The sequence below is a fragment of the Campylobacter showae genome, assembly GCF_900699785.1.
In the GTDB taxonomy this organism is placed as follows: Bacteria; Campylobacterota; Campylobacteria; order Campylobacterales; family Campylobacteraceae; genus Campylobacter_A; species Campylobacter_A showae_D.
On record NZ_LR535679.1, the window covers coordinates 2,022,014 to 2,042,592 of the forward strand.

Sequence of the window (20,579 nt, forward strand, 5' to 3'; positions counted from 1 at the left end):
AGGGAATGGGGATAAATTTAAAAAGCTAAAATTTACGCCCGTAAGATTTAGGCGTAAATTTCATCCACGATAGTATCTACGAAATCTTGCGGGTCAAATTTGACTAGATCGTTCATCGTCTCGCCGATGCCGATGTAGAGTATCGGCAGCTCCAGCTCGCGCGCGACGCCAAAAAGCGCTCCGCCCTTTGGCGTGCCGTCAAGTTTGGTGATGATGACGCCGTCAAGGCTCACGATTTCGTTAAAGGCCTTTGCCTGCGCTAGGCCGGCGTTGCCCTGAGTGCCGTCGAGGATGAGGATCTTGCGGTGCGGCGCGCCTGCGTAGGCTCTGCCCGCGATGCGGACGATCTTGCTTAACTCGTTAGCTAAATTCGTCTGATTTTGCAGGCGACCGGCGGTGTCGAGGATTACGTTGTCGAGATTTTTAGCGACGGCCGAGCTGATCGCGTCAAAGGCGACCGCAGACGGATCGTGACCCTGCTGCGTAGCGACGATAGGCACGTCCGCTCGCTGCGCCCACTGACGTAGCTGCTCGATAGCTCCTGCTCTAAACGTATCGCAAGCGCCCAAAATAACGTTTTTGCCTTCGTTTTTGTATAAATTCGCAAGCTTTGCGATCGTGGTCGTCTTGCCTGCTCCGTTTACGCCCAAAATAAGCTCCACGAAAGGCCTTCCGCTTTTTGCTTCGCGCTCGTTTTCGTATATGAAGTAGTTATTTAAAAGCCGCTTTAGATCGTCTTTTTTAACCTCGTTTTGCGGCGGCAGGTAGTAGAGGACCTCCTCGACGATTTCATAGGTGATGTCGGCTTCGAGCAGGATCTCTTCTAAAATTTCCTTTGAGATTTTTTTGTCGGCTGGTTTTGACGAGCGGATCGCCGCTAGCGTCTTATCAAGCCCCTTTTTTAAAAAGCCAAACATTAGTTTATTACCTTATTTATATCGCTTTCTAGCATCTCTTCTGGCACGAGCCCGACGTAGTGCGTGGCGTATTCGCCGTTTGGCTTATAAAGCACCATGTATGGGATGCCTACGACGCCGCCTAGAGCTTTTGCGAAGAGGAAGTTATTTTCGCCGTAGCTAACGCCGAAATTTACTTTAAATTTCTTCATAAACGCGTCTATTTCGTCTTTTGACTTATCTTCCATAAGTACGCTTACGATTTTTAGCTTGCCTTTAAATTTATCGCTTAGATTGTTTAGGTGTGGGATTTCTGCTTTGCACGGCGGACACCAAGTGGCAAAAAAGTTAAACAAAATCGCCTCGTCATTGCCCTCGACTTTGAAGCCTTTGTCGAATTTTTGCAGCGTCATCTTGCTCTCGTCCATTAGCGTTAGCTCAAACGGCGCTTCTAGGCTTGCGCTTTGGTTTTGAGTCGGAGTAGACATGGTTGTTGTCGGCGGTGTCGCGTCGCTAGTTTTGTTTGCGTCGCTTTTATTTTCATTGTCGCAACCGCTTAAAAATAGTGCCAAAAATGGTATAATCAAAAGATTTATTTTCATTTAATAATTCCTGCCTAAGATTGATTTTAGGCTTGAATTATACATAAAATTTATGAAACGAGTGTTAAATTTGATAAAAGAAGAGTTTAGGCGTAACGCGAAACGGATTTTGAAAAAAGAGGTTCAAATTTCGGCGCGGGCAAAACATTATAAGATGTTTAAGCCGCTTTTAAATTTGCTAACCGAGCTTAAAGCGAAACGGATTTTGATATTTAATCCTCTTTTGTATGAGCCAAATTTCTACATTTTGAGGCGCGAGCTAGCTAAAAAGTATGAAATTTTCGTTCCATTTATGCTTGGTATTAGTTTAGAAATGGTAAAATCTAGGCTACCGCTTGTGTCTCGGACGAAATTTGGCGTAAAAGAGCCGCTAAGTACCAAGATTTTTAAAAAGCGTATAGACGTAGCTATAGTTCCGACTCTCGGGGTGGACGGAAATATGGCGCGAATAGGGCACGGTAAAGGTTTTTACGATAGATTTTTTGCAAATTTGCCTTACCGACCTACCTTGATATTCGTTGAAATTTTAGACAATTTTACTAATGAAATCATATCCGAAGATCACGATGTTACTTGTGATTTTTACCTGACCCCGAGCAAAATTCACGTAAAAAGAGGAATCTATGATAGAGATTTTAATCGGCTTAGGAACAGGTGCGGTGGGCGCTGGCGCAGGCTATCTCATCGCTAAAAAAATCAACGACGCGAACTACAATATATTTTTAGAGCAGGCTAAAGCAAAGGCTAAAGCGATAGAATTTGAGGCCGAGCGCACGCTAAAAGACGCTAAAATCCAAGTCCAAGAGGCTGAATTTGAAGCCAAGAAAAAATACGACGACAAAACCGTAAAACTACAAAAAGAGTACACGCAAAAATTCGAAGAGATCGGTAAAAAAGAGCAAACTCTGCTAAACGAGCAAGAAATTTTAAACGAAAGCAGAGCCGAGCTAGAAAAATCCCGAAACGAAGCAAAAAGCGTCTATGAAGAAGGGCTTGGGCTAAAAGCAAGCTATCAAGCCAAACTGCAAGAAGCGCTAAAGGTACTAGAGCACGCCGCCGGCCTAACGCAAGAAGAGGCGCGCGAAGAGGTGCTAAAAAAAGTAGAGGAAAAAAGCCGCGCCGAGATCGCTCACATCGTGCGAAAACACGAGGAGGAGGCTAAACGCGAGGCTAAAAAACGCGTGAATTATATTTTGGCGCAGGCTACGTCGCGATTTGCGGGGGAATTTGCCGCCGAGCGCCTAATAAACGTCGTGGATATCAAAAACGATGAGCTAAAAGGCCGTATAATCGGCAAAGAGGGACGCAATATCAAGACCTTGGAAATGGTGCTCGGCGTAGATATCATCATCGACGATATGCCTCACGCCATAACGTTAAGTAGCTTTAACCTTTACCGAAGAGCGATCGCAACGCGCGTGATAGAGCTCTTGGTACAAGACGGCCGCATACAGCCTGCAAGGATAGAGGATCTGCACAAAAAAGTATGTGAAGAATTTGAAGCCTCGATCCTAGAGGAGGGCGAAAATATCGTCATCGACCTAGGTCTTAGCAAAATTCATCCCGAGATAATGAAACTAATAGGCAAGCTAAAATTTAGAGCCAGCTACGGACAAAACGCCCTAGCGCACAGCCTCGAGGTAGCCCATCTAGCCGGCATCATCGCAGCCGAAACGGGCGGAGACGAAAAGCTAGCTAAAAGAGCGGGCTTGCTGCACGATATCGGCAAGGCCTTGACGCATGAATTTGAGGGTAGCCACGTCGATCTGGGCGCTGAAATTTGCAAACGCTACAAAGAACATCCTGTCGTCATAAACGCTATCTACGCCCACCACGGACACGAGGAGGCCACTAGCGTAGAAAGCGCCGCCGTTTGCGCTGCGGACGCTCTAAGCGCGGCTCGCCCTGGAGCTCGTAGAGAGGTGTTAGAGAGCTTCCTAAAACGTGTCGAAGAGATAGAAAACATCGCAAAAAGTAAAGAAGGTATCAAGCAAGCATACGCGATAAACGCGGGCCGAGAGATCCGCGTCATCGCAAACGCCAAGCTCATAAACGACGACGAAGCGGTGCTCGTAGCTAAAGAGATCGCCGCAGAGATCGAGAGTAAGGTGCAGTATCCAGGCGAGATCAAAGTAAACGTGATCCGCGAAACCAGAGCCATAGAAATGGCGAAATAGGTCAAATTTAGGTAGAAAATGAGAAAAATTTTACTAGCGATTTTTTGCGTTTTAGCACTCGGCGCCAACGACGAGCTCGTGCTAAACGCGTCAAATTCTTTTACGACGACGATGCGCAAGAACGCGGACGCACCGGTTAAGGCATTGCTTCAAAACGCAAAAGCGGTCGTCATTTTTCCGAGCATTACTAAAGTCGGCTTCGTACTGGGCGGTATGCACGGCAAAGGCGTGATGCTCGTGGGGAATCCGTACGCGCCCAGCGAAATGATGGTCGTGGATATCAGCGGCGGCAGTATCGGACTACAGGTGGGTTACGAAAATAGCTCGCTCGTGCTTTTTATCCTAAAAGATAGCCTTGTAGCCGACATAAAAGACGCCAAAATCACGATAAACGCCGACGCATCGTTTGCATTTGCCGATACGGGCAAATTTTACGGCAGAGTGAGCGATTTTAGCTTTACGAGCGATATCTACGCATACACGGATAACGACGGGTTTTTCGCGGGGGCGAGCTTTGGCGGAGCGGTGCTGGCTAAAACTAGCGACGCGCCTCTAAGGATGGATAGCTACGGATATAACGCGCTAATGGGCGCTATCTCAAAATACTAAAGGCCGAATTTGCAAGAGATGCTAACCTCGCTATCGACCTACGGGTACGTGATAGTGTTTTTATATTCGCTTGGAGGCGGTATGGTCGCTATCATAGCAGCCGGCGTGCTGGCTCATCTGGGCAAGATGGACATAACCGTGAGTATCGTGCTGGCGGCCGCCGCCAATGCTATCGGCGATACTTTGCTTTTTTACGTCAGCAGGTATAACCGCGCGGCCGTGATGCCGTATCTGGCTAGACATAAACGCAAGCTTGCCTTCTCTCAAATTTTATTTAAGCAGCACGGAAATAAAATAATATTTTTCAAAAAATTTATCTACGGACTAAAGACTCTCATCCCGCTTGCTATAGGGCTTACAAAGTATTCGTTTGCTAAATTTAGCGTCATAAACATTGTTAGCGCGGCAGCTTGGGCGATTTTGCTCGGGCTTGGTAGCTTTTGGGCGGGCGAGGCGTTTGAGCGGGCGTGGGATTTTATGGGCGAAAACGGCTGGCTGATGCCGGTTGCGATGTTTTCGCTACTGACGCTCATCTGGGTATATCTACAACAAGCGACGAAAAAGAAAGGAAGGTCGGAATGAAAAAGTTACTCATTGTATTGGTGATTATAGCCGGCGTGGTTTTTGGCGGGCTAAAATTTAACGCAAACAAGGTGGAGGAAAAATATAACGAGGCTTTGAATCTAATCAAAGCAAACGGTATGGAGGTCAAAAATAGCGTATTTGAGGGCGGTCTACTAAAGTCGCACGCAAACTACGACGTGGTTTTGTCTAAAAACTACATAAACGAGCTCGTCTCTCTTGGCGAAGAGTACGGCGCGCCAGAGGATCTAATGATAAAAATCGACATGAATATCTCGCATGGATTTGATAGCTTGCTGGGTAAATTTGAAGTCGCGGGCGATGCCGAGTTTTTAAACGACCCGTATAAAAATTTCATCAAAGAGATATTTGATACGACTAGACCTATCAAATTTCACGCGGACGGCGCTTCGGGCGGAGATAAAAAATTCGTCTTTGAGCTAGTCGGAGTGCAAAAAGAACAAGACGGCAATAAACTAAATCTCGCCAAATCGCTTTTAAATTTTGACATAAACGGCGAAAAGAAAATAACCGGAGCTTCTTTCGTAAACGATTTTATCGACTTTGCTAGCAAACAAGGCGTCGCTATAAAGATCAAAAATATCGACTACGACGTGAAGTACGAAACGCCGATCGAGCTTAATATGATTTCAAAAGCGCTCGTAAATAGCACTTATAAATTTGAACTTGGCGCTATAGACGTGATTTCGGGCGCAGAGGCTCTGCAAATCGGAAAGATAACGAGCGACTCCAAGCTAACCGTGCTAAGCGATACTCTAACACAGGACGATACGAGCACGATAGAGAAGATAAAATATGCAAAATATGAATTTAAAGACTTTTTGATCAAAACGAAATTTACAAATTTAGATAAAGCCGCGTTTGAAGATATTATTAACGCCAAGGGAGAGCCTGAAGCTCAGCTTGCGGCTATAATGCAAGCACTTGATAAATTTATAAAAAGAGCTCCGAAGCTTACCTTTGAAAATTTAAATTTTAAAAATGCGGCCGGCAAGAGTTATGCCTCAAATTTTGAGTTTTCTATCGACCCGGACGGGGTAGATAGTCAAAATTTTCTTGACAATATCCCGACTGCTATAAATTTTAGCGGCAAAATTGAGCTTGATACGACGCCGGGAGAGTTTATATTCGGCAGCGGCGAGGAAAAAGAGGGAATAAATGCAATGCTCGTAAACGGCGGACTATTTAAAGAAAACGGCGGCAAATACGTAACTATTTTTAAATACAATAAAAGAACGCAAGATTTAATCTTTAACGAAAATTTATCTCTAAAATCTCTTTTTCAATAAAATTTAGCATGCTTAGACAAATTTTTATGTTTGTTTAAGCATGTTTTCTATATACTTCACTTTCCGCTTCACAGAAAGCGAGTTTTTTAATTTAACACTGTTAAACTAATTAGTCAATCTTTGAAATCTAAACAAGTGATCGATTGAGCCAATCTTTTTTCAGGCTTTCCCTGGAAAGTAGATAAGAGATAAAACTAATTAATAAAATTAAAGTTTTTTGATTAAAACTTCATATTAAATCCTAAGATATTTTATTTTAGGTAAATTTTATATGGAGAGTTTGATCCTGGCTCAGAGTGAACGCTGGCGGCGTGCCTAATACATGCAAGTCGAACGGAGATTAAGTAGCTTGCTATTTAATCTTAGTGGCGCACGGGTGAGTAATATATAGCTAACTTGCCCATTACTAAGGGACAACAGTTGGAAACGACTGCTAATACCTTATACTCCGTATCTATATAAGTAGGTACGGGAAAGTTTTTCGGTAATGGATAGGGCTATATCGTATCAGCTAGTTGGTAAGGTAATGGCTTACCAAGGCTATGACGCGTAACTGGTCTGAGAGGATGATCAGTCACACTGGAACTGAGACACGGTCCAGACTCCTACGGGAGGCAGCAGTAGGGAATATTGCTCAATGGGGGAAACCCTGAAGCAGCAACGCCGCGTGGAGGATGACACTTTTCGGAGCGTAAACTCCTTTTCTTGGGAAAGAATTATGACGGTACCCAAGGAATAAGCACCGGCTAACTCCGTGCCAGCAGCCGCGGTAATACGGAGGGTGCAAGCGTTACTCGGAATCACTGGGCGTAAAGGACGCGTAGGCGGATTATCAAGTCTCTTGTGAAATCTAACGGCTTAACCGTTAAACTGCTTGGGAAACTGATAATCTAGAGTAAGGGAGAGGCAGATGGAATTCTTGGTGTAGGGGTAAAATCCGTAGAGATCAAGAAGAATACCCATTGCGAAAGCGATCTGCTGGAACTTAACTGACGCTAATGCGTGAAAGCGTGGGGAGCAAACAGGATTAGATACCCTGGTAGTCCACGCCCTAAACGATGTATACTAGTTGTTGCTTCGCTAGTCGAGGCAGTAATGCACCTAACGGATTAAGTATACCGCCTGGGGAGTACGGTCGCAAGATTAAAACTCAAAGGAATAGACGGGGACCCGCACAAGCGGTGGAGCATGTGGTTTAATTCGAAGATACGCGAAGAACCTTACCCGGACTTGATATCTAACAAATCATCCAGAGATGGAAGAGTGTCTGCTTGCAGAAATGTTAAGACAGGTGCTGCACGGCTGTCGTCAGCTCGTGTCGTGAGATGTTGGGTTAAGTCCCGCAACGAGCGCAACCCACGTCATTAGTTGCTAACGGTTCGGCCGAGCACTCTAATGAGACTGCCTTCGCAAGGAGGAGGAAGGTGTGGACGACGTCAAGTCATCATGGCCCTTATGTCCGGGGCGACACACGTGCTACAATGGCGTATACAATGAGACGCAATATCGCGAGATGGAGCAAATCTATAAAATACGTCCCAGTTCGGATTGGAGTCTGCAACTCGACTCCATGAAGCCGGAATCGCTAGTAATCGTAGATCAGCCATGCTACGGTGAATACGTTCCCGGGTCTTGTACTCACCGCCCGTCACACCATGGGAGTTGATTTCACTCGAAGCCCAAATACCAAACCGGTTATGGTCCACAGTGGAATCAGCGACTGGGGTGAAGTCGTAACAAGGTAACCGTAGGAGAACCTGCGGTTGGATCACCTCCTTTCTAGAGTACAACGAATATTCTCTCACAAGATATTCGTCAAAGGAAAATTTAGGTTATCGCTATAGATAATCTACTCAATCGACCTTGTTTAGTTTTGAAAGATTGACGATAAAACTTATAGATTTTATCTTTGATTTTTTAGTTATCTTTATATTGGATTTCTAAATTTTATAGAGATAAAAATATTGTAGGCTGTTCTTGATTTAGACGAGGAAGCTTTTTGAGAAATCAAGGAGCGTATATATAATACGTGACGTAGATTTCAAAAAAAGATGACGAAGTATAAAACAAGAAGAGGCACAAGAGGGGCCTATAGCTCAGCTGGTTAGAGTGCACCCCTGATAAGGGTGAGGTCACAAGTTCAAGTCTTGTTAGGCCCACCAGAGAATTTAATTGGGGAATTAGCTCAGCTGGGAGAGCGCCTGCTTTGCACGCAGGAGGTCAGCGGTTCGATCCCGCTATTCTCCACCATGATTAGTTTAACATCAAAAAAGTCTAAACTAAGTATTTTTGTTAAATATTTAGTTTAGACTTTGTCGAAATAGACTCTTTATTCTTACGGCGCTTCCGAAAGAAGCGGTGTGCTTTAGGGGTTTCCAAAGGGCTTTAGCCCTTGGTCGCAAAGACTAGCTTTGCTAGTCTGCGAAGTCTAAACGTTATTTAGTTTATCATTGTTAAAAGTCACAATCAAGTTTTAATAAATAAAACAATTTTACAGGACTTGTTAAAGATTTAAATATCTTGCTTATTTGCTTAATGCAGAAGTTTGACGTCACAAGATATCATAGGATTTAAAACTTACCTAGATATTAGTCAATGCTTTCCGTCTTAAAAGCTAGAGATTTAAATTTCGTAATAGATCTAAATTTGAGGCTTCGTTATGAAATCTTAAATTTATGAGTTACCTTTAACAAGGAAGTGATGCGAATTAGAATATATTATATACTAATAAAAGGTAAGCTACTAAGAGTAAGTGGTGGATGCCTTGGCTAGTAGAGGCGATGAAAGACGTGCCAGGCTGCGATAAGTCTCGGGGAGCCGTCAAGGGGCTTTGATCCGGGAATTTCTGAATGGGGCAACCCAGTTAAGCGCGAGCTTAACTACCTATTATGGAGCGAACGAGGGGAATTGAAACATCTTAGTACCCTCAGGAAAAGAAATCAAAAGAGATTACGCTAGTAGCGGCGAGCGAACGCGTAAGAGGGCAAACCGTTAGTTTACTAACGGGGTTGTAGGACTGCGATATAGACTAAACTTAGCTAATAGAATAATCTGGAAAGATTAAGCATAGAGGGTGATACTCCCGTATATGAAAGCTTTGTTTTACTTAGCAGTATCCTGAGTAGGGCGGAACACGTGATATTCTGTCTGAAGCTGGGTCGACCACGATCCAACCCTAAATACTACTACTAGACCGATAGCGCACAAGTACCGTGAGGGAAAGGTGAAAAGAACTGAGGTGATCAGAGTGAAATAGAACCTGAAACCATTTACTTACAATCATTCAGAGCACGATTCTTTATGACGTGTGATGGACTGCCTTTTGCATAATGAGCCTGCGAGTTGTGGTGTCTGGCGAGGTTAAGGAAACCCGGAGCCGTAGCGAAAGCGAGTCTTAATAGGGCGTTTAGTCAGATGCTGCAGACCCGAAACGATGTGATCTATCCATGAGCAGGTTGAAGCCGGTGTAAGAGCCGGTGGAGGACCCAACCCGCTGGCGTTGAAAAGCCATGGGATGACTTGTGGATAGGGGTGAAAGGTCAATCAAACATCGTGATAGCTGGTTCTCTCCGAAATATATTTAGGTATAGCGTCATGTAGTAACACTGGGGGGTAGAGCACTGAATGGGCTAGGGCATACACCAATGTACCAAACCCTATCAAACTCCGAATACCTAGTGTGTAATCATGGCAGTCAGGCGGCGAGTGATAAAATCCGTCGTCGAGAGGGGAACAACCCAGACTAACAGCTAAGGTCCCTAAATCTCATTTAAGTGGAAAACGATGTGGAGTTACTTAAACAACCAGGAGGTTGGCTTAGAAGCAGCCATCCTTTAAAGAAAGCGTAATAGCTCACTGGTCTAGTGATTCTGCGCGGAAAATATAACGGGGCTAAAATGAGTACCGAAGCTTTAGACTTAGTTTTACTAAGTGGTAGGAGAGCGTTGCATTCAGCGTCGAAGGTGTACCGGTAAGGAGCGCTGGAGCGAATGCAAGTGAGCATGCAGGCATGAGTAGCGATAATTGGGGTGAGAATCCCCAACGCCGTAAACCCAAGGTTTCCTACGCGATGCTCGTCATCGTAGGGTTAGCCGGGTCCTAAGCAAAGTCCGAAAGGGGTATGCGATGGAAAATTGGTTAATATTCCAATGCCAACTATAATGTGCGATGGAAGGACGCTTAGAGTTAAGCAAGCTAGCGGATGGTAGTGCTAGTCGAAAGGTGTAGGTTAAGATCCAGGCAAATCCGGATCTTTTTAAGCCGAGACCCCACAGGCGTTTGAAGTTCTTCGGAATGGATAGCGAATTGCTGATACTGTCGAGCCAAGAAAAGTTTCTAAGTTTAGTTATAGTTGCCCGTACCGTAAACCGACACAGGTGGGTGGGATGAGTATTCTAAGGCGCGTGGAAGAACTCTCTTCAAGGAACTCTGCAAAATAGCACCGTATCTTCGGTATAAGGTGTGCCTAACTTTGTGAAGGATTTACTCCGTAAGCATTGAAGGTTACAACAAAGAGTCCCTCCCGACTGTTTACCAAAAACACAGCACTCTGCTAACTCGTAAGAGGATGTATAGGGTGTGACGCCTGCCCGGTGCTCGAAGGTTAATTGATGACGTTAGCTCTGCGAAGCGTTTGATCGAAGCCCGAGTAAACGGCGGCCGTAACTATAACGGTCCTAAGGTAGCGAAATTCCTTGTCGATTAAATATCGACCTGCATGAATGGCGTAACGAGATGGGAGCTGTCTCGAAGAGGGATCCAGTGAAATTGTAGTGGAGGTGAAAATTCCTCCTACCCGCGGCAAGACGGAAAGACCCCGTGGACCTTTACTACAGCTTGACACTGCTATTGGGATAAAAATGTGCAGGATAGGTGGGAGGCTTTGATCCATAGACGCCAGTTTATGGTGAGCCGTTGTTGAGATACCACTCTTTTTTATTCTGATAGCTAACTAGCTTGAGTTATCCTCAAGTAGGACAATGTCTGGTGGGTAGTTTGACTGGGGCGGTCGCCTCCCAAAATGTAACGGAGGCTTACAAAGGTTGGCTCAGAACGGTTGGAAATCGTTCGCAGAGTATAAAGGCAAAAGCCAGCTTAACTGCGAGACATACACGTCAAGCAGGGACGAAAGTCGGTCTTAGTGATCCGGTGGTTCTGTGTGGAAGGGCCATCGCTCAAAGGATAAAAGGTACCCCGGGGATAACAGGCTGATCTCCCCCAAGAGCTCACATCGACGGGGAGGTTTGGCACCTCGATGTCGGCTCATCGCATCCTGGGGCTGGAGCAGGTCCCAAGGGTATGGCTGTTCGCCATTTAAAGCGGTACGCGAGCTGGGTTCAGAACGTCGTGAGACAGTTCGGTCCCTATCTGCCGTGGGCGCAAGAAGATTGAGGAGAGTTGACCCTAGTACGAGAGGACCGGGTTGAACCGACCACTGGTGTACCAGTTATCCTGCCAAGGGTAGCGCTGGGTAGCTATGTCGGGATGTGATAACCGCTGAAAGCATCTAAGCAGGAAGCCAACTCCAAGATGAATCTTCTTTTAAGAGCTCTTATAGACTATAAGTTTGATAGGCTGGGTGTGTAATGGATGAAAGTCCTTTAGCTGACCAGTACTAATAGCTCGTCTGCTTATCTTTTAATAAGCATCACTTCCTTGTTAAGGGTAATTTTATTTCGGAAATCCGAAATAAAATATCTAAGTTATACCTTATCAAGATCTTGTTTTAGTTAAAATAAGATTTGGCTTTTAACAATTAAATAGCAGTGTTAAAGAAGTAAATTAGCATAGTTTATTTCTTTAACACTGCCCGTGACTATACAGACGAGGAAACGCCTTGCTCCATCTCGAACCAAGAAGCTAAGCTCGTCCTGGCTGATGATACTCTCCCTTACTGGGATGTCGGGAAAGTAGGTCGTTGCGGGCTTTGTTTTTATACTTTTATACTATTTACTCCCTTGTTTTGCATTCTGTATTCTTTAGTTTGTTTGTCTTGTAATATGTTGTCTGTTCTTTGGGCACTTAATTTACTGTCGGAAAGACTGAGTGTTATCGGACTAGGTTTGTTTCTTTAATATAGAAGCAAATTGGTAAATTTTAGGAGTTGTGTTGGTTGGTTTGCTTGACTCGAAAACGATTAGTGTGTTGTTTTGCCTGGATGCTATTTTTTAATAATTGCAGTAAGACTGTTCTGTTTTTAGAATGGGTAAGTTGGTGTTATAGAATGATTGAACTAAAAAATAAGGTGTTATTAGTGCATAATGAATAAAACTTTTAATTTGCTAAGAAAGGATGGAGAAGGGCTGTTCTGTGGTTTATTTGCGGGTATGTAAGGGGTTTGTAGTGGGGCAGAATGAGGTGTATAAAAAGAAAGATAACAATAAAGCAAGTGAGGAAATCATATAAGTGCAAAAAAGTCTTTTAAGGACTTTTTAAAGGTCTTTATCGTACGGGGAGTAAATGGATGTTAGGGTTTTTTAGTGGTAGCAGCATTGGTTTATTTTATGTAAACGGCTGAGCTGATGCTACTTTATACTATTTGCGGTGAAGTGCATTAGACTAAATTGATATAAGAATTAAGCAGAGTGCTTAAAAGTGTACATTCAAAGCCCTATTAAACTTTTAAGCTATTGTTGATTGTTTATATTAATAATATTTCTTAATAATCTTATAATTATTTTTTGGTAGAATGTGGACTTAAATTTTTAAAAAAGGAAAAACAATGAACAAATTCGTGTTATCAATGTTAGCATGCGCCTCAATGGTATTTGCTGCTATAAATTTAAATACCGCTACAAAAGAGGAGCTTATGAGTTTAAACGGCATTGGTTCAGCAAAAGCCGATGCTATTATTGAATACAGAAAAACAAACAAATTTGAAAGTATAGAGGATATAAAAAACGTAAACGGTATCGGCGATAAGACGTTTGAAAATTTAAAAGGCGATATCTCTACGAGCGGCGCAAGCGTAATACCTTCGAGCGATAAAGCAACCAAGAAGGCGCAAGAAGCTAAAAGCGATATGCTTGACAAAGCAAAGCAGAGCAAAAAAGATGTCGCTAAAAAAACAAAAGATGCAGAAGAAAAAATAGCTACGCCTGCAAAAGATATGGATAAATCTAAAACCGATATAGATGAAAAGGCTTCTAAAAATATTAAAAGCAAAGTAAAATCTGGCGAAGATAAAATAGAAAAAGATATTGATGAGGCTAAGACTAAGACAAAAGTTTCAAAGAAGAAGGTTGAAGAAAATGTGGGCAAGGAAGTTGAAGCTAAAAAATCTACAAAGAAAAAATCAGAATAATCTATGTTGTGCAGCTCAAATTTGAGCCTATAATTTAAACTGCGTAAATCCTTTTTAAAATAATCAGAAAGGATTTACGCAATCCTTCTTTCTGATTATATACGCCCTCCAGAATTGATTAAATCACGATAAATGCAAAATTAAAGTGCTATATCTGACATTAATCATTATTAGTAAATGTTAGCCAAAAAATAAAAACGCCTACTAGCAGCGAGCAACTTAAAAACTAACTGCTGTTGTCTTTATTATGGATAGTTAATAGCTGTAAAAATAATATATTTGGATAGTGTTATTTTGAAAATTACAATATAGTGCCACAGTTGACAATGCCAAATTTAATTCTCCGTACACGGATGATCTATGTGTACAATTGAAATACATCAATTTTAAAAATACGGTTACTAAATTTACATTGTTGTATTTTTAAACCAAAATCTCGTTGCTAAATTTTTTAACAAAGTCCGACAAATTTTATTAAAAAATATCTTGCATGCCGATTTTTGCACCCTGCGTTGTTTTTAAAGGTTAAAAAGATATAATCTGTGCATTATTCTAAAACAAACAAAATTTAATAAGGCGACCAAAGGGTGGGTTTTAAAAAAGTTTTAAAATTTATATCTATTTTTGCGGCGGCATTTGCGCTCGGCGGATGTGCGGCGAAGGCTAAATTTGATGTTCCGCAGATCGTAAATTTCGATAAACGCGAATTTGAAGTGACTTCGCAAAGCGGCTCAAATTTGCTCTATATTTCGCATGAAAAAGAGGATTTTTATTTTACGATGATAAACTCCATGGGCACTCCGCTGGCTAGGAGAGTTTTAAGGCCGAGCGGCGAATTTGAAGCTATCGGCTTTTTACCGCCAAATAGCACATACAACGAGCTTTTTGTTAAAGTGCTAAATATCGTAAAATCAAATCAAAAAGAGGCCGTCATAACGGCAAATAACGAAAATTTTAAGGTAAGAGCTCTTGATATACGTTAGCAAGCCCGCCGTCATCAGCGCAGCCGGAGCCGATGCTGAGGAAAATTTTGCAAATTTATGCGGAGAAAAGAGATTTTTGAGCGTCTGCGAAGGCTTTAGGGCGGATAAAAGCTTTATCCTCGGCAAGGTCGGCGTGCAGCTGGCTAAATTTAGTCAAAATACGCCAAAACACCTGCAAACGCGGACGAACGCTCTAGTTTTAAGCGCGCTTTTGCAGATAGATAAAGACGTGCGAGAGACCATCAAAAAATACGGCAAAAACCGCGTCGGCGTAGTCGTAGGTACGACTACTAGCGGCGTGGAGGAAAACTACGAAACGTTTAAGGATTTTGCCGCGACGGGGTCTTTCGATGCTTCAAAATTTGGCATCAATCGCAACTCTCTAGCCAATCCGTCCGAATTTATCGCCGATTTTTACGGGCTTAGCTCGGTTGCGTTTTCCGTCTCGACCGCCTGTACGTCGGGCGTCAAGGCGATCATAACGGCAAAAAGACTGCTGGAGTCGGGTATCTGCGACGCCGTTATCTGCGGCGGCGTGGATAGCCTAAATACGCTCACGATAAACGGCTTTGATAGCCTAGGCATCTTAAGCGCACGCGAAACCAATCCGTTTTCCAAAAATCGCGACGGCATAAATATCGGCGAAGGTGCGGCATTTTTTGTGGCGAGCAGGGATGAAATCTCAAACGTCGTTATCGCGGGCGAGCACTCAAACTGCGACGCGTTTCATATGACGCAGCCAGATTTTAGCGCTCATATGCAAACAAAGTGCGTGCAAAAGGCGCTGCAGGCGGCAAATTTAAGCAGCGTCGATTATATAAATTTACACGGCACGGGCACGCAGGCAAACGATAAAATCGAGGCAAAGATCGTGCACTCGCTCATGCCGAGCGTTTTTGCCAGCTCCATAAAACCTCTAATCGGCCACACGTTAGGAGCCGCAGGAGCCATCGAGAGCGCGCTTTGCGTTATGCTTTGTGCTAAGGGCGAAACAGCGCTGCCGCCGCACGTATATGACGGCGTTTACGATGATGAGATAGAGGGGGTAAATTTGGCAAAATTTGGCCAAAGAGCGATTGTAAATTCGGCCATGTCGCTGTCGTTTGCATTTGGCGGAGACAACGCGGCGATAGTGTTCGGGAGGGCGAGATGAGCCTTGGAGATTATCTCCCGCACGGTACGGCGATCGTCTTTATCGACGAGATACTTAAATTTGAAGATGGACGCATAAAAACTAAAAGCGTGATAAAAGAGGATAATAAATTTCTCTCAAACGGCAAATTTGCCATGCACAAAACCATCGAGATGATGGCCCAGTCGCTGGGTATCTACGACTCAAAGATGCGCGAGCTAAAAGGGATGAAATTTGGGCTCGGTTTTTTGTTGGGCAGTAGAAAATTTGAGATATTTAAGCCGTTTTTAAAGGTTGGAGACGAAGTCGTCATCGAAGCCGCCTGCTCGATACAAGACGCGAGCGGTTTTGGCGTTTACGACTGCGAGCTTTACGTAAACGGCGAGCTTGGAGCGCGTGCGACGCTAAACGTGCTAAGCCCGGATGAGGAATACGTAAAAAGGATACTAGATGAGTAAAAGAGTGCTGATAACGGGCTCGAGTCGCGGCATCGGTGAAGCGGTGGCTAGACGGCTGGCGGTGGCGGGATACGAGGTCGTGCTGCACGGCAAAAGCGCGAGCGAGCAGCTATTAAAACTACAAAACGAGTTAAATTTGAGTGCTTTAAAATTTGACGTAGCCGATACCCAGGCGGCAAGGGCGGCGATCGAAGCCGATATAGAGGCTAACGGCGCTTATTACGCAGTCGTGCTAAACGCCGGCATCACGCGCGATAATACGTTCGTAGCGATCGAGGACGAGGATTGGTTTAGTGTCGTGGATACGAATTTAAACGGCTTTTATAACGTCCTAAAGCCCGCCCTCATGCCTATGATCCGCGCTAAAAAGCCGGCTCGTATCGTCGTGATGAGCTCGGTTTCAGGCGTCGTCGGCAACCGCGGCCAGAGTAACTACGCGGCTAGCAAGGCAGGTCTCATCGGCGCGGCAAAATCCCTAGCCGCCGAGCTAGCCTCGCGAAATATCACCGTAAACTGCATCGCTCCGGGGCTCATCGAGACGGATATGACGGACGGTGGTTTGCCGATGGAGGAGATCTTAAAGGCAATCCCGGCCAAAAGAGCGGGCAAAGCAGACGAGGTCGCGCCTTTGGTGGAGTTTTTGCTAAGCGAGGGCGCAGCCTACATAACTAGGCAGGTTATCGGCGTAAACGGAGGGCTTTGCTGATGCGAGTTTTTATAACCGGCATGGGTATGGTGAGCGCGTTTGGCAAGAGTTGGGGCGAGATAAGGGCTAAATTTGAGCTTGGCCAAAACGCCGTGAGATATATGCGGCAGTGGGATAGATATGAGGATCTAAATACCCGCCTGGCTGCGCCGATAGAGAGCTACGAGTGCCCTAGCTCGTGGGACCGCAAGCAGCTAAGAAGCTTAGGTATAGTCTCGATGTATAGCGTCGAGGCGGCGGGACTAGCGCTAAGAGACGCAGGACTGATGCGAGGCGAAAATTTAGACGCCGCAAGCCTCGATCCTAGCGTGCAGGACGGCAGACTAGGGGTCGCGTGCGGTTCGTCCACGGGCAGCACCGAGTCGATACTCGCGATGGCAAAACTGCTAGAGCGCGGCGAAAACGAATGTAACGCCAACACCTACATCAAGATGATGCCTCACACCACGGCGGCAAATATCGCGCTTTTTTACTCGCTAAAAGGGCGCATAATCCCGACGTCATCGGCCTGCACGAGCGGTTCGCACGCGATCGGATACGCCTACGAGAGTATCAAAAGCGGTAAGATCGACATGATGTTAGCAGGCGGCGCAGAGGAACTCTGCCCGAGCGAGGCGTACGTGTTTGACATGCTTTATGCCACTAGCGTGAAAAATGGTTCGCCCGAAATTTCGCCAGCTCCCTTTGACGAGGGGCGCGACGGACTAGTGCTAGGCGAGGGCGCTGGGATACTTTTGCTAGAGAGCGAGCAGAGCGCCCTAAAACGCGGAGCTAAAATTTACGCCGAAGTCGTAGGTTTTGGCTCAAACTGCGACGGCTCGCACGTCACTCGCCCGCAAAGCGCGACGATGAAAGGCGCGATGGCTTTGGCGCTAAAAGACGCAAATTTAACGCCTGAAAAGATCGGCTACGTAAACGCTCACGCCACGGCGACTAAGCAGGGCGACATAGCCGAAAGTATCGCTACAAACGAGCTTTTCGGCGATAAGATCGCTATCAGCTCGCTAAAAAGTTACCTCGGCCATACGCTGGGAGCATGCGGCGGTTTGGAGGCGATATTTAGCGTGATGATGATGAGAGAGAAGAGATTTTTCCCGACGATAAATTTAACCAGCGTCGATCCGGAGTGCGCGCCGCTCTTTTATCTAACCGAGCAAACAGCGATAGATACGGATTTTGTTATGAGCAACAACTTTGCTTTCGGCGGAGTAAATACCTCGCTGATATTTAAAAGAATTTAAAATTTGAAGGTAAAATATGAAGCATATTTTGGCTATTTTACTTTTGATTTGCTCTTTTGCGGCGGCGGAGGACGAGTTTTACGAGCACGATATCGCAAGCGCTCTGGAGTCTAAATTTGCAAAGAAATATCTACTAAAAGATATAAGCTTGCAGTTTTCTAAACAGACGGACGAGGAGTTAGAGCCCGTAAAATCGCAAAGGCGCAGCAACAAATATCGCGCGGTAGAGGAAAATAGCTTCGGCGATATAGTAAAAGACCCGCGCGAGGATAACTACAATGAGTCTTGCGAATACGTATTCGTTAAGGTCTTGGTTGATCTGCAAACGGCGGCTAAAAACGCGGGCAAAAGCAGCGTCGTAAATATACAAGGAAACTATAAGGATAAGTTACTAGACAGCAAGGATAAATTTCAATGCGTAGTCGGAAATATGGCGACTGCGGTGGCGTTGAAAGCAAATTTGAAATAAGGAGAAAAAATGAAAAAATTACTAGTTTTAGCAGGCGTTTGCGCCTTGGCCTTAAATTTGAGCGCGCGCGACGATGTGCATCACTTTTCGATCGAGGAGGCGCTAAACTCGCCGAAGGCAAAAGAGGTGCTAAATCCAAACATCAAGCTAAGCTTTGGCTCGGGCACGAAAGGCGGCATCATCAAAAGCGGCCTAATGGCGAACAAAAAAACCAACGCCTTTAACAAAAGCGACAAAGAGGCGTGCCAGTGGGCGTTTTTGTCGGCGATAAAAACTTTCCAAGAGCGCGCTGTGCAAGAGGGCGGCGCGAGGGTGGTAAATTTAACCGGCTACTACAAAAAACAGCCTTTTGACTCCAAAACGCAGTTTCAGTGCGGCGCGGGCGCTTTGATGGCGGGCGTAACGCTAAAAGGCGATATAGCAAAATAGGCGGCGAGAGGGGCGAATGAGGCTAAAATTTAAACTCGATTTTTTTGACGCGGTAGTTTTTAACGGCGCGCAGGATGCGAAGCTGGCGGCATACGAGAGGGAGCTTGACGTCTCGCACGTGCCCCCGCTTGAGCGCCGCAGGCTTAGCTGTGCGGCAAAATGCGCCTTTGATCTAACCAAAAACATCGCGCCGCTTGATATGCCTATCGTTTTTAGCTCTTATGAGGGCGAGATAAATCGCTGTTTTGAGCTGCAAAATACGCTAGCTCACGGCGAACTCATGTCGCCGACCTCGTTTTCGCTCTCGGTACACAACGCCCTTTCCTCGCTTCTAGCGATAAATTTTAAAAATTGTAGCGAGATCTCGGCCGTTTCTGCATACGCACCGCTAGAGTACGCTTTGGTGCAGGCGCATCTGATGCTAAAAAGCGGAGCCAAAAATGCTCTAGTTTTAGCCTATCACGAGAGTATTTCGCAGGAGTATTTTGACGAGTTTGCGCCCTCTTGTATGGTTTGTTTGCTAGTTAGCGAGGGCGAAAATTTAAGCCTCTCACAAGGTGAACCTGGCGGTAAGACGGATGAAAATTTGCTCGTTAGATTCTTGCAAAATTTCGATCCGAAGCAAAAATGCTCTTGGCAAAGCGTGGATAAAAACTCCGCTTGGCGGTGGGATTATGAGCCCTCGTCACGGGTTTAAAATTTTTATCGTCGGGGCGAATTTTGCGCTATTTGGGCTCATCTGCGCGCTTGGGAATTTGATCTTTATCCCGGTCGCGCTTCTTGGACTTTATAAATTTAAATTTATCCGTTATTTTTGCCGCGATCTGGTGCGTTTGGCTTGGAGATTTTTTATATTTTCTACGCAAATTTGCGGCTATCAGCGCACTAAATTTAACCTTCCTTTGGGGCTTGGCACCGCTTCGCAGATAATCATCGCAAATCACCCGTCGCTTTTAGACGTCGTATTTTTGATAGCGCTCATCCGCCGCGCAAACTGCGTGGTAAAAGGGGGCCTTGGTAAAAATATTTTCTTAGCTCCCGCGATAAAATCTTGCGGCTATATCCTAAACACGGTAAACGAGGAGCTCTTGCAAAAAAGCGCGGATGCACTAAAAAGCGGCGAGAGTTTGATAATATTTCCAGAAGGCACGCGCACGGCCGGCGAGATCGTATTTCACAAAGCAGCCGCTTATATCGCGGTAAATGCGGCAAAACAGCTAGTCGCCATCGCCATTAAAATGGATCCGCCCAGCCTCAAAAAACACGAGCCTTGGTACAAAACCCCGAGCGTTATGATAAAATACGAGTTCAAAGAGCTTTTTAGGCTAAATTTGGACGGGTTTTGCGCGGATAGGCCAAATCCGATCAGGGCCAGAGAGCTGCACGCTTTTATCAGCGAAAATTATACGAAGGAGTTTAAACAATGAACGAACTAATAGAGGAGATAAAAGAGCTCATCATAAAGAGCTTAAATTTAGAGGATATGAAACCGAGCGATATCGACGAAAACGCGCCGCTTTTTAACGAAGGGCTAGGACTCGATAGCGTCGATGCGCTCGAGCTTGGCCTTGCGGTGCAAAAAAGCTACGGCCTAGTGCTTGATTCTAAAACCGCAAATTTAAAAGAGATTTTTTACAGCGTAAAAAGCCTCGCGCAATACATCTTTGAAAACAGGAAATAAC

Annotated in this window: 18 protein-coding genes, 2 tRNA genes and 3 rRNA genes; 21 read left to right on the forward strand and 2 right to left on the reverse strand. The window is 45.0% G+C overall.

The features are described from left to right. Positions 1 to 47: 47 nt before the first annotated feature. Complete coding sequence (gene ftsY / locus E4V70_RS09930; protein WP_122863621.1) at positions 48 to 917, reverse strand: signal recognition particle-docking protein FtsY; 870 nt, start codon at positions 915 to 917, stop codon at positions 48 to 50. After that, a complete protein-coding gene (locus E4V70_RS09935) occupies positions 917 to 1,498 on the reverse strand; it encodes a TlpA family protein disulfide reductase (protein ID WP_122863622.1) in 582 nt (193 codons plus the stop codon). Before E4V70_RS09935 ends, ftsY begins: the two co-directional genes overlap by 1 nt. A gap of 52 nt (positions 1,499 to 1,550) precedes the next feature. Here E4V70_RS09935 and E4V70_RS09940 point away from each other — a divergent pair, with 52 nt between their 5' ends. From E4V70_RS09940 to E4V70_RS10040, 21 genes are all read left to right on the forward strand, one after another. Continuing rightward, on the forward strand, positions 1,551 to 2,189 hold the full coding sequence (locus E4V70_RS09940) for a 5-formyltetrahydrofolate cyclo-ligase (protein WP_122863623.1): 639 nt from the start codon (positions 1,551 to 1,553) through the stop codon (positions 2,187 to 2,189). Continuing rightward, positions 2,122 to 3,675 (forward strand): ribonuclease Y, encoded by a 1,554-nt coding sequence (gene rny, locus E4V70_RS09945; RefSeq protein WP_122863624.1) that lies wholly within the window; start codon positions 2,122 to 2,124, stop codon positions 3,673 to 3,675. The genes E4V70_RS09940 and rny overlap by 68 nt, the downstream gene beginning before the upstream one ends. Positions 3,676 to 3,693: 18 nt before the next feature. Beyond that, positions 3,694 to 4,284 (forward strand): lipid-binding SYLF domain-containing protein, encoded by a 591-nt coding sequence (locus tag E4V70_RS09950; RefSeq protein WP_122863625.1) that lies wholly within the window; start codon positions 3,694 to 3,696, stop codon positions 4,282 to 4,284. A 9-nt stretch (positions 4,285 to 4,293) separates the two neighbouring features. Beyond that, the gene (locus E4V70_RS09955; protein ID WP_122863626.1) at positions 4,294 to 4,866 is read left to right on the forward strand and encodes a DedA family protein; all 573 of its coding nucleotides are present in this window, start codon (positions 4,294 to 4,296) and stop codon (positions 4,864 to 4,866) included. Further along, on the forward strand, positions 4,863 to 6,176 hold the full coding sequence (locus tag E4V70_RS09960) for a DUF945 family protein (protein ID WP_122863627.1): 1,314 nt from the start codon (positions 4,863 to 4,865) through the stop codon (positions 6,174 to 6,176). Before E4V70_RS09955 ends, E4V70_RS09960 begins: the two co-directional genes overlap by 4 nt. A 268-nt stretch (positions 6,177 to 6,444) precedes the next feature. Continuing rightward, positions 6,445 to 7,955 (forward strand): 16S ribosomal RNA (locus E4V70_RS09965). Between the two features lie 306 nt (positions 7,956 to 8,261). Further along, a tRNA-Ile gene (locus tag E4V70_RS09970) sits at positions 8,262 to 8,338 on the forward strand. A 12-nt stretch (positions 8,339 to 8,350) separates the two neighbouring features. Further along, positions 8,351 to 8,426: transfer RNA gene (locus E4V70_RS09975), tRNA-Ala, on the forward strand. A 482-nt stretch (positions 8,427 to 8,908) separates the two neighbouring features. After that, positions 8,909 to 11,814: ribosomal RNA gene (locus E4V70_RS09980) — 23S ribosomal RNA — on the forward strand. Positions 11,815 to 11,983: 169 nt separating this feature from the next. Further along, a 5S ribosomal RNA gene (gene rrf / locus E4V70_RS09985) occupies positions 11,984 to 12,102 on the forward strand. Together the 16S, 23S and 5S rRNA genes with 2 tRNA genes alongside form the textbook arrangement of a ribosomal RNA operon. A 795-nt stretch (positions 12,103 to 12,897) precedes the next feature. Beyond that, positions 12,898 to 13,479 carry a helix-hairpin-helix domain-containing protein gene (locus tag E4V70_RS11245; RefSeq protein WP_122862776.1) on the forward strand — a complete coding sequence of 194 codons (582 nt, stop codon included), beginning with the start codon at positions 12,898 to 12,900 and terminating at the stop codon, positions 13,477 to 13,479. A gap of 587 nt (positions 13,480 to 14,066) precedes the next feature. Then, positions 14,067 to 14,462, forward strand: coding sequence for a hypothetical protein (locus E4V70_RS09995; protein WP_122862777.1), 396 nt, complete (start codon positions 14,067 to 14,069; stop codon positions 14,460 to 14,462). Beyond that, on the forward strand, positions 14,449 to 15,615 hold the full coding sequence (locus E4V70_RS10000) for a beta-ketoacyl synthase N-terminal-like domain-containing protein (RefSeq protein WP_122862778.1): 1,167 nt from the start codon (positions 14,449 to 14,451) through the stop codon (positions 15,613 to 15,615). The genes E4V70_RS09995 and E4V70_RS10000 overlap by 14 nt, the downstream gene beginning before the upstream one ends. Further along, the gene (locus E4V70_RS10005; RefSeq protein ID WP_122862779.1) at positions 15,612 to 16,052 is read left to right on the forward strand and encodes an ApeP family dehydratase; all 441 of its coding nucleotides are present in this window, start codon (positions 15,612 to 15,614) and stop codon (positions 16,050 to 16,052) included. Before E4V70_RS10000 ends, E4V70_RS10005 begins: the two co-directional genes overlap by 4 nt. Next, a complete protein-coding gene (gene fabG / locus E4V70_RS10010; protein ID WP_122862780.1) occupies positions 16,045 to 16,758 on the forward strand; it encodes a 3-oxoacyl-ACP reductase FabG in 714 nt (237 codons plus the stop codon). Before E4V70_RS10005 ends, fabG begins: the two co-directional genes overlap by 8 nt. Beyond that, a complete protein-coding gene (locus tag E4V70_RS10015) occupies positions 16,758 to 17,999 on the forward strand; it encodes a beta-ketoacyl-ACP synthase (RefSeq protein WP_122863152.1) in 1,242 nt (413 codons plus the stop codon). The genes fabG and E4V70_RS10015 overlap by 1 nt, the downstream gene beginning before the upstream one ends. 16 nt (positions 18,000 to 18,015) lie before the next feature. Continuing rightward, entirely contained in the window at positions 18,016 to 18,468 is a 453-nt protein-coding gene (locus E4V70_RS10020; protein WP_122862781.1) for an excinuclease ATPase subunit, read from the forward strand. 9 nt (positions 18,469 to 18,477) lie between these two features. Beyond that, positions 18,478 to 18,897: an excinuclease ABC subunit A gene (locus E4V70_RS10025; RefSeq protein WP_122862782.1), complete on the forward strand. Its 420-nt coding sequence runs from the start codon at positions 18,478 to 18,480 to the stop codon at positions 18,895 to 18,897. Positions 18,898 to 18,913: 16 nt separating this feature from the next. Further along, positions 18,914 to 19,594, forward strand: a complete 681-nt coding sequence (locus tag E4V70_RS10030; RefSeq protein WP_122862783.1) for a beta-ketoacyl synthase chain length factor — start codon at positions 18,914 to 18,916, stop codon at positions 19,592 to 19,594. After that, on the forward strand, positions 19,572 to 20,324 hold the full coding sequence (locus E4V70_RS10035; RefSeq protein ID WP_122862784.1) for a lysophospholipid acyltransferase family protein: 753 nt from the start codon (positions 19,572 to 19,574) through the stop codon (positions 20,322 to 20,324). Before E4V70_RS10030 ends, E4V70_RS10035 begins: the two co-directional genes overlap by 23 nt. Then, on the forward strand, positions 20,321 to 20,578 hold the full coding sequence (locus tag E4V70_RS10040) for a phosphopantetheine-binding protein (protein ID WP_122862785.1): 258 nt from the start codon (positions 20,321 to 20,323) through the stop codon (positions 20,576 to 20,578). Before E4V70_RS10035 ends, E4V70_RS10040 begins: the two co-directional genes overlap by 4 nt. Position 20,579 lies beyond the last annotated feature (1 nt).